The 14,485-nt window shown below is 50.9% G+C and carries 13 protein-coding genes; 3 read left to right on the top strand and 10 right to left on the bottom strand.

Annotated elements, in window-relative coordinates:
- Positions 1-17: 17 nt before the first annotated feature.
- From nuoF to lrhA, 6 genes are all read right to left on the bottom strand, one after another.
- Complete coding sequence (gene nuoF, locus ACJHX7_RS07620; RefSeq protein WP_000789500.1) at positions 18-1,355, bottom strand: NADH-quinone oxidoreductase subunit NuoF; 1,338 nt, start codon at positions 1,353-1,355, stop codon at positions 18-20.
- Positions 1,352-1,852 (bottom strand): NADH-quinone oxidoreductase subunit NuoE, encoded by a 501-nt coding sequence (gene nuoE, locus ACJHX7_RS07615; RefSeq protein WP_000545042.1) that lies wholly within the window; start codon positions 1,850-1,852, stop codon positions 1,352-1,354. Before nuoE ends, nuoF begins: the two co-directional genes overlap by 4 nt.
- 2 nt (positions 1,853-1,854) lie before the next feature.
- Positions 1,855-3,657: an NADH-quinone oxidoreductase subunit C/D gene (nuoC, locus tag ACJHX7_RS07610; RefSeq protein ID WP_000247878.1), complete on the bottom strand. Its 1,803-nt coding sequence runs from the start codon at positions 3,655-3,657 to the stop codon at positions 1,855-1,857.
- Positions 3,658-3,750: 93 nt separating this feature from the next.
- Complete coding sequence (nuoB, locus tag ACJHX7_RS07605) at positions 3,751-4,413, bottom strand: NADH-quinone oxidoreductase subunit NuoB (protein WP_000386733.1); 663 nt, start codon at positions 4,411-4,413, stop codon at positions 3,751-3,753.
- 15 nt (positions 4,414-4,428) lie between these two features.
- Positions 4,429-4,872, bottom strand: coding sequence for an NADH-quinone oxidoreductase subunit NuoA (gene nuoA / locus ACJHX7_RS07600; RefSeq protein ID WP_000062997.1), 444 nt, complete (start codon positions 4,870-4,872; stop codon positions 4,429-4,431).
- Between the two features lie 629 nt (positions 4,873-5,501).
- On the bottom strand, positions 5,502-6,440 hold the full coding sequence (gene lrhA / locus ACJHX7_RS07595) for a transcriptional regulator LrhA (protein ID WP_000622290.1): 939 nt from the start codon (positions 6,438-6,440) through the stop codon (positions 5,502-5,504).
- A gap of 919 nt (positions 6,441-7,359) precedes the next feature.
- Here lrhA and alaA point away from each other — a divergent pair.
- Both alaA and yfbR read left to right on the top strand, forming a co-directional pair.
- Positions 7,360-8,577, top strand: a complete 1,218-nt coding sequence (alaA, locus tag ACJHX7_RS07590) for an alanine transaminase AlaA (RefSeq protein WP_000074527.1) — start codon at positions 7,360-7,362, stop codon at positions 8,575-8,577.
- 83 nt (positions 8,578-8,660) lie between these two features.
- Positions 8,661-9,260, top strand: coding sequence for a 5'-deoxynucleotidase (gene yfbR / locus ACJHX7_RS07585; RefSeq protein ID WP_000813860.1), 600 nt, complete (start codon positions 8,661-8,663; stop codon positions 9,258-9,260).
- 58 nt (positions 9,261-9,318) lie between these two features.
- Here yfbR and ACJHX7_RS07580 read toward each other — a convergent pair whose 3' ends face one another.
- From ACJHX7_RS07580 to yfbV, 4 genes are all read right to left on the bottom strand, one after another.
- Positions 9,319-11,151: an SLC13 family permease gene (locus ACJHX7_RS07580; RefSeq protein ID WP_001012889.1), complete on the bottom strand. Its 1,833-nt coding sequence runs from the start codon at positions 11,149-11,151 to the stop codon at positions 9,319-9,321.
- 86 nt (positions 11,152-11,237) lie between these two features.
- Positions 11,238-11,888, bottom strand: coding sequence for a hexitol phosphatase HxpA (gene hxpA / locus ACJHX7_RS07575; RefSeq protein WP_001203399.1), 651 nt, complete (start codon positions 11,886-11,888; stop codon positions 11,238-11,240).
- A gap of 10 nt (positions 11,889-11,898) precedes the next feature.
- Positions 11,899-12,393 carry a YfbU family protein gene (locus ACJHX7_RS07570; protein ID WP_000426124.1) on the bottom strand — a complete coding sequence of 165 codons (495 nt, stop codon included), beginning with the start codon at positions 12,391-12,393 and terminating at the stop codon, positions 11,899-11,901.
- Between the two features lie 82 nt (positions 12,394-12,475).
- Positions 12,476-12,931 carry a terminus macrodomain insulation protein YfbV gene (yfbV, locus tag ACJHX7_RS07565; RefSeq protein ID WP_000106627.1) on the bottom strand — a complete coding sequence of 152 codons (456 nt, stop codon included), beginning with the start codon at positions 12,929-12,931 and terminating at the stop codon, positions 12,476-12,478.
- Positions 12,932-13,268: 337 nt separating this feature from the next.
- Between yfbV and ackA the strand changes: the two genes are divergently transcribed.
- Positions 13,269-14,471, top strand: a complete 1,203-nt coding sequence (ackA, locus tag ACJHX7_RS07560; protein ID WP_000095707.1) for an acetate kinase — start codon at positions 13,269-13,271, stop codon at positions 14,469-14,471.
- Positions 14,472-14,485: the final 14 nt, after the last annotated feature.

Below are 14,485 nucleotides of genomic sequence, written 5' to 3'. Positions count from 1 at the left end.
CGTTAATCGAAATTCGGTTACCAGCGCTCTTTCAGCAGGTTCGGCTGAATCCCATTAATCAAATGGGTATTGCTGAACGGCTGTTTAATTCCCGCCTCAAATTCTTCGCGGAAATATTTGATGGCGCTCTGTAACGGCTCCACTGCACCAGGTGCGTGGGCACAGAAAGTTTTACCCGGACCTAAGAATCGACACAGTTGCTCAAGTGTTTCGATATCGCCCGGCTGACCTTCGCCACGCTCCAGCGCGCGCAGAATTTTCACGCTCCACGGCAGACCGTCGCGGCACGGCGTACACCAGCCGCAGGACTCACGGGCGAAAAACTCTTCCAGGTTACGCACCAGCGACACCATGTTGATCTCGTGGTCAACAGCCATCGCCAGCGCCGTACCCAGACGGCTTCCCGCTTTACCGATACTTTCGAATTCCATCGGCAGATCAAGGTGCGCTTCGGTCAGGAAGTCGGTGCCCGCGCCGCCTGGCTGCCAGGCTTTGAATTTCAGACCGTCACGCATACCACCGGCGTAGTCTTCGAGGATCTCGCGTGCGGTGGTGCCGAACGGCAGTTCCCACAGACCCGGATTTTTCACCCGACCGGAGAAGCCCATCAGCTTGGTGCCAGCATCTTTACTTTTCGAGATGTTCTGATACCACTCCACGCCGTTAGCAAGGATCGCCGGAACGTTACACAGGGTTTCGACGTTGTTGACACAGGTCGGTTTGCCCCATGCACCGGAGGTTGCCGGGAATGGAGGCTTCGAGCGTGGGTTAGCGCGACGCCCTTCCAGGGAGTTGATTAACGCTGTTTCTTCACCGCAGATGTAGCGCCCTGCCCCGGTATGGACGAACAATTCGAAGTCGAAACCTGTTCCCATAATGTTTTTGCCAAGCAGACCCGCTTCGGTGGCTTCGGCAATGGCACGGCGCAGATTCACTGCCGCTTCGATATACTCGCCACGCAGGAAGATGTAGCCACGGTACGCTTTCAGGGCAAACGCGGAGATGAGCATACCTTCCACCAGCAGGTGCGGCAGTTGCTCCATCAACAGGCGGTCTTTATAGGTGCCCGGCTCCATTTCATCCGCGTTACACAGCAGGTAACGGATGTTCATGGATTCGTCTTTCGGCATCAGGCTCCACTTCAGACCCGTCGAAAAGCCCGCGCCGCCGCGCCCTTTCAGACCAGCGTCTTTTACCTGATTAACGATTTCGTCCGGAGACAGCCCGGTCAGCGCCTTACGCGCGCCTTCGTAACCGTTTTTGCTGCGATATTCGTCCAGCCACACTGGCTGTTTGTCATCGCGCAGACGCCAGGTCAGCGGATGCGTTTCGGGAGTACGGATAATGTTTTTCATTTATACCGCTCCAGCAGTTCAGGGATCGCTTCCGGGGTCAGATGCGCGTGAGTGTCCTCGTCGATCATCATGTTTGGCCCTTTATCACAGTTCCCCAGGCAGCAAGTTGGCAGCAGCGTAAAGCGACCGTCAAATGTCGTTTGTCCTGGTTTGATGTTCAGCTTTTTCTCGAGCGCCGCCTGGATGCCCTGGTAACCGTTGATATGACAGACCACGCTGTCGCAATAACGGATCACATGGCGGCCTACTGGCTGGCGGAAGATCTGGCTGTAGAACGTTGCCACGCCTTCGACGTCGCTCGCCGGAATACCCAGCACATCGGCGATCGCGTGGATCGCGCCATCCGGCACCCAGCCACGCTGCTTCTGAACGATTTTCAGCGCTTCAATGGACGCCGCACGCGGGTCTTCGTAGTGGTGCATCTCGTGCTCAATCGCTTCACGCTCTGCCGCACTCAGCTCAAAAGCCTCGGTTTGTGGTTGTTGATTCTCGTGCATAATTAGCGGTCCACATCTGACATAACAAAATCGATACTGCCCAGATAAACAATCAGGTCAGACACCAGGCTGCCGCGGATCGCCGCCGGAATTTGCTGCAAATGCGCATAACTCGGCGTACGGATACGGGTGCGATAACTCATGGTGCTACCGTCGCTGGTCAGGTAGTAACTGTTGATCCCCTTGGTCGCCTCAATCATCTGGAAAGATTCATTGGCTGGCATCACCGGCCCCCACGACACTTGCAGGAAGTGGGTGATCAGGGTTTCGATATGTTGCAACGTGCGCTCTTTCGGCGGCGGCGTGGTCAGCGGGTGATCCGCTTTGAACGGGCCTTCCGGCATGTTGTTGAGGCACTGCTCAAGAATGCGCAGACTCTGGCGCAGCTCTTCCACTTTCAGCATTACGCGGGTGTAGCAGTCAGAAACACCACCACCCACCGGGATTTCAAAGTCGAAGTTTTCATAGCCAGAATACGGACGCGCCTTACGCACGTCGAAGTCGATCCCGGTAGCACGCAGGCCCGCGCCAGTGGTGCCCCACTCCAGTGCCTCTTTCGCGCCATAGGCGGCAACGCCCTGGGAACGACCTTTCAGAATGGTATTTTGCAGCGCCGCTTTCTCGTAAGACGCCAGACGTTTCGGCATCCAGTCGAGGAACTCACGCAGCAGGCGATCCCAGCCGCGCGGCAGGTCGTGCGCTACGCCGCCAATACGGAACCACGCCGGGTGCATACGAAAACCCGTGATTGCTTCCACCAGATCGTAAATTTTCTGACGATCGGTAAAGGCGAAGAACACTGGCGTCATCGCGCCGACGTCCTGAATAAAGGTGGAGATATACAGCAGATGGCTGTTGATGCGGAACAGCTCAGAAAGCATTACGCGAATGACGTTAACGCGATCCGGCACGGTGATCCCGGCCAGTTTCTCTACAGCCAGCACGTAAGGCATTTCGTTAACGCAGCCGCCGAGGTATTCGATACGGTCAGTATACGGAATGTAGCTGTGCCAGGACTGGCGCTCCCCCATTTTCTCCGCACCACGGTGGTGGTAGCCGATGTCTGGTACGCAGTCGACAATCTCTTCGCCATCGAGCTGCAAAACGATACGGAAAGCACCGTGCGCCGACGGGTGGTTCGGACCGAGGTTGAGGAACATGAAGTCCTCGTTTTCGGTGCCGCGCTTCATCCCCCACTCTTCCGGTTTGAAGGTCAGGGCTTCCATTTCCAGATCCTGTTTGGCTTTGGTCAGCTCAAACGGCGAGAATTCGGTAGCGCGTGCCGGGTAATCTTTACGCAGCGGATGACCTTTCCAGGTTTGCGGCATCATGATGCGGCGCAAATTAGGATGACCGTCGAAAGTAATGCCAAACAGATCCCAGGTCTCACGCTCATACCAGTTAGCGTTCGGGAACAGTTTGGTGAAGGTCGGTACGTGCAGGTCGTTTTCTGCCAGCGCCACCTTCAGCATGATGTCGCGGTTACGATCGATAGAAATCAGATGGTAGAAAACGGAAAAATCCGCGGCAGGTAACCCTTCGCGGTGTGTGCGCAGACGTTCGTCCATGCCGTGTAAGTCAAACAGCATGACGTAAGGTTTCGGCAGTTTCTTTAAGAAATCGCCAACTTCCAGTAATTGTTCACGCTTGATCCACACAACGGGAACCCCGGTGCGAGTCGCCTGAACAGTAAAGGCATCCGGCCCAAAACGGTTGCGCAGTTCGCCAATCACCGGATCATCAAGATGATCGCGGGTCTGCCAGGCGGGTTCTTGCGCGGTTAAGTCGGTCATATTGTTCACCATTGCAAATGGTCCGTGGTGACTGTCGGCGCAGTAAGCTTCGCGAAATAGATTTAGGAATAAGCGAAGAAAAATCCCTTTGCCGACAGGCGCAAATTAAATCTCGTCAGGTGTACGCAGGTTGGTTACGGCAATGCGTTCACCGCGCTTGCGTTCGCGCTCTGATTGCATATTGGCGCGATAAACGCCCTGATCGCCAACCACCCAGGAGAGCGGACGACGTTCTTTACCGATAGATTCCTGCAACAGCATCAGTGCCTGCATGTACGCTTCAGGACGCGGCGGGCAGCCCGGGATATACACATCAACCGGGATGAATTTATCAACGCCCTGCACAACGGAATAAATATCGTACATACCGCCGGAGTTGGCACAGGCACCCATTGAGATAACCCATTTGGGTTCCAGCATCTGGTCATACAGACGCTGAATAACCGGTGCCATTTTGGTAAAGCAGGTTCCTGCCACCACCATCAGGTCAGCCTGACGCGGCGAAGCACGCAATACTTCTGCGCCAAAACGCGCCACGTCATGCACCGCGGTAAACGAAGTCACCATCTCAACGTAACAGCAGGAAAGACCGAAGTTATACGGCCAAATTGAGTTTTTACGACCCCAGTTAACCATGTCATTGAGCTTGCCCATAAACACGTTTTTGTTAACTTCTTGCTCCAGAGGGTCGGTTACGATCTCCTGCTTTTGCAGGGGGTAACGGTCGTTCTCACCGTTGGGATCTATGCGGGTGAGCGTATAATCCATCTTAATGCCTCGCGGTTAGCGTTGACGATTAGCGATACTGTTCGTTTCCGGGTTCATACGCTCGCGGCGTGAACGCGCGGGCGTCCAGTCCAGCGCGCCAATACGCACCAGATAAACCAGACCTGCCAGTAACACAAAAATAAAAATTGCAGCTTCCACAAAGCCTACCCAGCCGCTTTCGCGGATAGAGGTTGACCATGCGAACAGATACAGCGCTTCAACGTCGAAGATAACGAAGAACATGGCCACCAGATAAAACTTGGCGGACAGGCGTAAGCGGGCGGAGCCGACCGAGTCGATACCGGATTCAAACGGCACGTTTTTCGACCTCGCGCGTGCGCGACCGCCTAAAAACCAACCGCCTACCAGCATCAGGCAACACAGGCCAATGGCAACGATAAGAAAGATAGCGAATGCCCAGTGATGAGCGATGACTTCAGTGGATGTTGACATACTCATTGCTTACTCATCAAAAGTAGCGCCAGATTCACTGCTCTTCACGGCAGATGGACGCCACATCGATTCATGGGGAGGAATAAAAAAAACCTTACAATCACTGTAGAAATTCTTTTATACAGCTAATTGATGTGGTCTTTTACTCCTTTCTATAACCTTTTGTCAACTTTAACAAAAGTTTCTTCACATTAGTTTACATAATATCAACACCATTAGCATTTAATGCCCTTTCACCCCAGATCCTTGACGACTCCAGGATAATTAGATGTTGTTGAATCGTGTCCGTTGTGAAGCAATGGAAAAAATACGGGTCTATTTTGACAGGAATTTGTGTCGATTCCTCCCCCCAAAAGAGAGTATTTTCTTGATCTGTGACACGCTTTTGTCATTCCATAACAAAAACGCAGCAACAAATTTACGTATTTTTTAACATCATTGTAGCAGGTGATTTTTTTCAGGCGATTATTTGTGCGTTCAGGACGTGAATCTCTGGTGACTGAAAAATGAACAGTTTTGTGCGTTCTGCACGATACGAGGAAGGCTTTTTACTAAAAAAAAGCCGCTGGGGTTTAAAATCCCTCCAGCGGCTCGTTTTTACACTATTGTTCCAGGAATTATCTATCGTCCGTCGATTACTCGATATCCCTTTCAATTAACAATGAGTCATCTCCTTCCGGAGCAGACATTGGGCTGTATTGCCACGGATTATGGTAGCTCTCCATCGCCTGATAGATCACCTGGGCCAGCTCATTATTACTGGACGGGTCATAGCACAGCAAATATTCGGTATCGGGTAGCGGCGGTAAGCCATCTACTCCACTCAGCACACGCAGGTCCGGACTCATCATCTCGACCGGCCTTGCCGTCACGCCAAGACCGGCTTTCACTGCCGCACGAACTGCCGGAAGCGTCGAGGCGACATAAGCCAGTCGCCAGGGAATATCTGCTTTATTAAGCGTCGCCAGCACCATATCGCGAAACGGGCTAGGATCATCCAGCAATACAAGAGGGATCGGCTCGCCTTTTTGCAATACGTATTCCGCTGCGCAGTACCAGTGTGTTGGCGAGGTACGCAGGTTCAATGCCTTAAACGTTGAAGGACGATGGGTGGTTACCATCAAATCCACTTCCTGGGATTCCAGCATTTCTGCCATATAGGCATTACGTTTAACGCGGACATCCAGCGCTAGTTTCGGATAAACCGAACTCACGCGATTTAACAGGAAAGGTAAGATCGTATCGGCAGATTCATCTGAAGCACCGATAGTTAACACGCCCTGAAGATTACTGAACATTAATGATGAGCAGGCCTCATCATTAAAACGCAGAATTTTTCTGGCGTAACCAAGAAGTTGAATGCCATGTTCAGTTAACAGTTTGTTGCGACCGTGACGAGCGAACAGCTCTTTCCCAACGAGTTGTTCCAGACGCTGCATTTGCTGACTTACGGCGGACTGAGTACGACACACAGCGGCAGCTGCGGCAGCAAAAGTGTTCAGATCGGCAACAGCAACAAATGTTCTCAGCAGATCGAGGTCGAGGTTAATTATCGGACGATTTGCACTTATCATATATTATCACTTACTGGCGGCTCATACTGAGCTGGTTAATGCTGTGCACACACAAACAAGCAATTCCATTTGTAATGTGCCTCCCTGGCAGTTTCATCCGGAACCCGGACGAAAGTAAAAATGCATATGAGTTGCACTAAAAAAGCGACTCACATTGTTCCGTTATAATGCCTGAAGTAGATCACAGAATATATCTTCAGGAATCGCATATCTATTAAGTTACTCACTCTTTTGTATTTATGACATGCGCGTGTTTGTATAAATGTAAATGTGAGCCCTTGTTCCACTCTCGTGCAGCATCGCTGGTCATACGCGAACACGTACAAACAGCAATGGTGAGGCGGCATCAAGAGCAGGGATCCGTCATTTATGCGAGCATTTTACCCCAAAAACCTTTTATTTATAAGGGTCATTGCGAATTATCTGATGCAAAGTTATGTTATGTTAGGCAAAGTAATCTTCTATTATTAATAAGCACAACAAAACCTTTTTGAATATTAAATAATAATTAATTAGCATCATCCTCATTCATTAATCCCGCTTAACAATAGTTTCACACCTTGCACCCATTACGACACCTCGGAAATCATCACGCTGTTAAACTCTCCGTAATGCGGAAATATCATCATCACGATTCATTAGTGAATTCTTAAACGAGGCATTTTCAAACAATTATCTTACAGATAAAAAAACCACACTCACAATTAAGAATCAGAATAATTCACTACATAACATTAATTATTAAGCATATACACCTCATTATTTTGCCATTATTAAGTTATTAACAGCACAATCAAGCCTTCCACTCTGGCAAAATCTTATTCTGCAGACCTTCAAAACGCCGTCCTGGGGGAGTACATTGTTCTAAGCTGACTTCCACGGCAGGGAGTGGCGATAACAGCAAAAAAGGTCAAGATTCATGTCCCCCATTGAAAAATCCAGCAAATTAGAGAATGTCTGTTACGACATCCGTGGTCCGGTGCTGAAAGAAGCAAAACGCCTGGAAGAAGAAGGTAACAAGGTACTGAAACTGAACATCGGCAATCCTGCCCCGTTCGGTTTTGACGCGCCAGATGAAATCCTCGTTGACGTGATTCGCAACCTGCCTACCGCTCAAGGGTATTGCGATTCCAAAGGGCTTTACTCCGCGCGTAAAGCCATCATGCAGCACTACCAGGCTCGTGGCATGCGTGATGTTACCGTGGAAGATATTTACATCGGCAATGGTGTATCGGAGCTTATCGTTCAGGCAATGCAGGCATTGCTGAACAGCGGGGACGAAATGTTGGTTCCTGCACCTGATTACCCACTATGGACCGCGGCGGTTTCGCTCTCCAGCGGTAAAGCGGTGCATTATCTTTGCGATGAATCCTCTGACTGGTTCCCGGACCTTGATGATATTCGCGCTAAAATTACGCCTCGTACGCGTGGGATCGTTATTATCAACCCAAATAACCCAACCGGCGCGGTATATTCCAAAGAGCTTTTAATGGAGATAGTGGAGATTGCACGTCAGCATAATCTCATTATCTTCGCCGATGAAATTTATGACAAAATTCTCTACGACGACGCTGAGCATCACTCAATTGCGCCGCTGGCACCTGATCTGCTGACCATTACCTTTAACGGACTGTCGAAAACGTACCGCGTTGCTGGCTTCCGTCAGGGGTGGATGGTGTTGAACGGGCCGAAAAAACACGCCAAAGGTTACATCGAAGGTCTGGAAATGCTGGCTTCAATGCGCCTGTGTGCTAACGTTCCTGCGCAACACGCCATTCAGACCGCGCTGGGCGGTTATCAGAGCATCAGTGAATTTATTACCCCTGGCGGTCGTCTTTATGAGCAGCGTAACCGCGCATGGGAATTGATCAACGATATTCCGGGCGTTTCCTGCGTGAAACCTCGTGGTGCGCTGTACATGTTCCCGAAAATCGACGCCAAACGCTTTAATATTCACGACGATCAGAAAATGGTGCTGGATTTCCTGTTGCAGGAAAAAGTTCTGTTGGTGCAAGGGACGGCATTCAACTGGCCGTGGCCGGATCACTTCCGCATTGTCACGCTACCGCGTGTCGATGATATCGAGCTGTCTTTGAGTAAGTTCGCGCGTTTCCTTTCTGGTTATCATCAGCTGTAATCTTAATTTCACTGCCGGAGATTGCATCCGGCAGTGTTATCCCGCCACAATGACCTGATGATGTCATCATACGTAAGGTCACTATGAAACAGAGCCATTTTTTTGCCCATCTCTCCCGCCTGAAACTCATTAACCGCTGGCCGCTAATGCGCAACGTGCGGACGGAAAATGTGTCCGAACACAGTTTGCAGGTAGCGATGGTCGCCCATGCGCTGGCTGCTATCAAAAATCGGAAATTTGGCGGTAATGTCAACGCCGAACGTATCGCTTTACTGGCGATGTACCACGATGCCTCAGAAGTGCTTACCGGCGATCTCCCTACCCCGGTGAAATACTTCAATTCGCAAATCGCTCAGGAGTACAAGGCGATTGAAAAAATCGCTCAGCAAAAACTGGTCGATATGGTTCCGGAAGAGCTGCGGGATATCTTTGCGCCGTTAATTGACGAGCATGCATATAGCGATGAAGAAAAATCGCTGGTGAAACAGGCAGATGCACTCTGTGCATATCTGAAATGTCTGGAAGAACTCGCGGCGGGAAATAATGAATTCTTGCTGGCAAAAACGCGACTGGAAGCGACGCTTGAAGCGCGCCGCAGCCAGGAGATGGACTACTTCATGGAAGTCTTTGTTCCCAGCTTCCATCTTTCGCTCGATGAGATTAGCCAGGATTCACCGCTGTAAGCAGCCGGAGTCTGCGTCGCATCGGGCAATAAGCGCCGGATGCGACATCAGCCTCTTGTCAAAACGGAAACAGCATCGGGATCATCACCACACAAACCGCCATCACGATAATGGTGAACGGTACCCCCAACTTCACAAAGTCACTGAAGCTGTAATTTCCCGGGCCTAAAACCAGTGTGTTAACAGGTGAAGAAACCGGTGTCATAAAGGCGGCGGATGCTGCCATCGCCACGACCATCGCAAATGGATAAGGCGACACACCCATCGTTTTGGCAGCAGCCAGCGCAATCGGAGCCATCAACACCGCCGTCGCGGTATTAGAAATAAATAGCCCAATAACCGCCGACAAGACAAACAAACACCCCAGCATCATATGTGGCCCATAACCGCCGCCAATGTCCATCAGCCCTTTCACCGCCAGCGCGACACCTCCCGTTTTCTGTAATGCCACAGCAAACGGCATCATCCCAACGATCAAAATAATGCTCGGCCAGTGAATGGATTTATAGGCGCTTTCAGCATCGATACAACGGAATTTCCCCATCAGCAGGCAGGCGATGATAGCGGCAACAGGATTAGGGATTTCATCGGTCAGCATTAACGCTACCATCAACACCAGGCAAAAAATGGCATGAGGTGCCTGACTGTGTGCTGGCGATGCTTCACTCACTTCTTCTGGTAAGTTCAGCGCCACAAAGTCACGCCCCTGTTTTGCCAGCATACCGATCAGTTTCCAGTTACCCACAACCAGGATGATATCGCCCAGCAGCAGAGGCTCATCCGCCAGCGAACCTTCCATCGCCTCGCCATTGCGCTTTAGCCCCACCACATTCAGTCCGTAGCGGGTACGAAAACCAATTTCGCGCACCGATTTACCAATAAGTTCAGACTCAGGAATTAATGAAATCTCTGCCATGCCCACATCAAGGGCCTGGTCAGAAAAATACTCGCCGCGCAGTACCATCGGCTCCAGCAACTGCTCACTACAAAATTGCCGGAGATCGACATCAGCCGCAGACATATCAATAAGCAAAACGTCACGCGCGCGAAATTCAGAAACCCCATTAACGTTCACGATAACGCGACGAAAACGCCGCCAGCGTTCAACACCGATGACGTTAGCGCCATAACGCTCACGTAATTTGAGATCGTCCAGCCGTTGACCAATCATTGGCGAACCGGGGCGAATAGCCAGACGACGCGCACGCCCGGTCAGTCGATATTCACGGATAAGATCGCGAAAGGTTCGACGCGTCCAGCCTTCGCGCTGCGGGGTCTGGGTATCCCCTTTCAGCATGAAACGCATCACTAACATATACAAAATACCCAGCACCAGCACGACCAGGCCAATAGGTGTTACGCTAAAGAAACTGAAGCCGTGATAGCCTTCACGCAGCAATTCACTGTTGACTACCAGGTTCGGCGGCGTCGCCACCAGCGTCATCATGCCGCTAATCAGCCCGGCAAAACTCAACGGCATCATCAGGCGCGACGGCGAAGTTTGCATACGCATGGCAACGCTTAACACCACGGGAATAAAGATAGCGACAACGCCGGTTGAACTCATAAACGCGCCAAGCCCCGCGACGGTCAGCATCAACAAAACCAACATTTTGATTTCACTGTTGCCCGCCACTTTGACCAGCCATGTCCCCATTACAGTGGCAACACCGGTACGGACCAAACCATCGCCAATAATGAACAAGGCGGCAATCAGGACAACGTTAGGATCGGAAAAGCCGGAAAATACTTCGGGGACCGTCAGCGTTCCGCTTAATGCAAACGCGACAATAACAAACAAAGCGACCGCATCCATACGCACTCTGCCCGTCGCAAACAAGACGATGGCAACGGCCAGTAATGAAAGAACCCAAATCAATTCACCGTTCACAACTTATCCTTGTTAATTGAGGGGGATGACTTGATTCTGCCATAAAAAAGCCCCGACGAGACGGGGCTAAATCATGATCAGGTGTTTCACTGAATAATAACATCGCCATTTGGCTGTTTGGTCACAGTAATTTGCTCCAGACTGTGGAGGACCAAATCGACCTCATTCAGGCGCGGGGTATCTGCCGGAGCGTTAACCGCAATGACATGGCAACCCGCCGCCAGGCCAGAAAGCACGCCAGCGGGAGCATCTTCCACCACTACACACTCCTGCGGCGCAAGCCCCAGCAGCTGCGCGCCTAACAGATACGCATCAGGTTCTGGTTTTCCGCGCTTCACTCGCTCAGCGGTCACAAACACCTCTGGCGCGGGAAGCCCAGCTATTTTATGGCGCGCTCGCGCTACCGGCATGGAGCCAGAAGTCACAATGGCCCACGGAATACCTGCTTTATTCAAATGATTGAGTAAGGCGATTGCCCCCGGAAGCGCGGTAATACCCTCGGTTTCCGTGGCCTCGATTTGCTCCAGACGCGTAAACTCGGCGGCAATATCAGCCTCGGATTTGCCCGCCATAAAATGGCGCAGAGAGGTGATCGCCTGTTTACCGTGAATGAAAGCCAGCACCTCTTCCGGCGCTAACCCATGACGTCTGGCCCAGTTGCTCCACGCCCGCTCTACCGCAGGCAGGGAATCCACCAGCGTTCCATCAAGATCAAACAGAAAACCTTTGCACCGCACGCGGGCCTCCTCAGGCGTTGATAATTTGATTAATTTCGTTGGCGCTCAAATGGTACTGACGCGGGCAGGCATGCCACACATTAAGCATGCGCTGATATTTTTCCCACATTGGCGTCTGGGCGTTAAAACCGTGAGTTCCGGCGTCAAAATGGGTATAGCGCCCTTCCACATTAACCATAAAGCGGACATAACCGAGGTAACGTGCTTCAGTGGCGGCGTCAAAGCCGAGGAAGGTGACACGACGTTCATCGATGGATTGCTGGTCCTGCAAATTAGACCAGGAAACATGCAACGCATGATACATCTCCATAATGTCGATGATAGTGCGGCAGGTTTCTTCTTTCAGCTCGCCAAACTCGCGATCCAGTTCACGCATCTGTAATCCATAACCACGCTCAATGATTGTTTGCAGGCGACGGTAACGTTCAGCATTTGCCGGATCGAGCATAGTCATCATCTTGTACTGGTTAGACAAAATAAGACGTTGCGCGTTGGTCATTTCCATTGTTGACTCCTGTATCACTCTACTACGGTGAAAAAAAAGAAGGCTGAGTATGCCTTCTTTTATATGCGTAATCAGGGGTCAATTACAAATCATCAAGGAAAGTTTTATCCAGTTGTTTGAAGGCGCGCTTAAGCGTGTCAGCTAATGCCTGGTAATCAGGCTTGCCTTCAACGGGTGCCAACACCTGTCCAGACTCCTGCAATTTACCGCGAACTTCATAAAACCAGTTGAGGATAGCAGGGGGTAATGGCGTTACAGAACGCTTGCCCAGCCACCACAATCCCTGCATGGGTAAACTTAAAGCGAACAGCGCAGTGGCAACTGCCGGCCCAAGCTGACCGCCCAGGGCAATCTGCCAGCAGAGAGTAAATACGGCGATCGGCGGCATAAAACGGATCGCATAACGCGTCATCTTGATAACGCGATTTTCGACAAAGACTGGGGCAAGGCGTTTTTCCAGCGGCCACGTCTTTGAGTAATGCTGTCCCCGGCGAAACAAGCTAAAAAAATTAACAGAACGATTATCCGGCGTTGACATGCTTCACCTCAACTTCACATATAAAGATTCAAAAATTTGTGTAAATTCACAACTCAGCGGGACAACGTTCAAAACATTTTGTCTTCCATACCCACTATCAGGTATCCTTTAGCAGCCTGAAGGCCTAAGTAGTACATATTCATTGAGTCGTCAAATTCATATACATTATGCCATTGGCTGAAAATTACGCAAAATGGCATAGACTCAAGATATTTCTTCCATCATGCAAAAAAAATTTGCAGTGCATGATGTTAATCATAAATGTCAGTGTCATCATGCGCTACGCTCTATGGCTCCCTGACGTTTTTTTAGCCACGTATCAATTATAGGTACTTCCATGTCGAGTAAGTTAGTACTGGTTCTGAACTGCGGTAGTTCTTCACTGAAATTTGCCATCATCGATGCAGTAAATGGTGAAGAGTACCTTTCTGGTTTAGCCGAATGTTTCCACCTGCCCGAAGCACGTATCAAATGGAAAATGGACGGCAATAAACAGGAAGCGGCTTTAGGTGCAGGCGCCGCTCACAGCGAAGCGCTCAACTTTATCGTTAATACTATTCTGGCACAAAAACCAGAACTGTCTGCGCAGCTGACTGCTATCGGTCACCGTATCGTACACGGCGGCGAAAAGTATACCAGCTCCGTAGTGATCGATGAGTCTGTTATTCAGGGTATCAAAGATGCAGCTTCTTTTGCACCGCTGCACAACCCGGCTCACCTGATCGGTATCGAAGAAGCTCTGAAATCTTTCCCACAGCTGAAAGACAAAAACGTTGCTGTATTTGACACCGCGTTCCACCAGACTATGCCGGAAGAGTCTTACCTCTACGCCCTGCCGTACAACCTGTACAAAGAGCACGGCATCCGTCGTTACGGCGCGCACGGCACCAGCCACTTCTATGTAACCCAGGAAGCGGCAAAAATGCTGAACAAACCGGTAGAAGAACTGAACATCATCACCTGCCACCTGGGCAACGGTGGTTCCGTTTCTGCTATCCGCAACGGTAAATGCGTTGACACCTCTATGGGCCTGACCCCGCTGGAAGGTCTGGTCATGGGTACCCGTTCTGGTGATATCGATCCGGCGATCATCTTCCACCTGCACGACACCCTGGGCATGAGCGTTGACGCAATCAACAAACTGCTGACCAAAGAGTCTGGCCTGCTGGGTCTGACCGAAGTGACCAGCGACTGCCGCTATGTTGAAGACAACTACGCGACGAAAGAAGACGCGAAGCGCGCAATGGACGTTTACTGCCACCGCCTGGCGAAATACATCGGTGCCTACACTGCGCTGATGGATGGTCGTCTGGACGCTGTTGTATTCACCGGTGGTATCGGTGAAAATGCCGCGATGGTTCGTGAACTGTCTCTGGGCAAACTGGGCGTGCTGGGCTTTGAAGTTGATCATGAACGCAACCTGGCTGCACGTTTCGGCAAATCTGGTTTCATCAACAAAGAAGGTACCCGTCCTGCGGTGGTTATCCCAACCAACGAAGAACTGGTTATCGCGCAAGACGCGAGCCGCCTGACTGCCTGATTTCACACCGCCAG

Source organism: Escherichia sp. WS1451 (genome assembly GCF_046487365.1).
Taxonomy (GTDB): domain Bacteria; phylum Pseudomonadota; class Gammaproteobacteria; order Enterobacterales; family Enterobacteriaceae; genus Escherichia; species Escherichia coli.
This window is presented reverse-complemented; position numbering and strand designations above follow the sequence as displayed.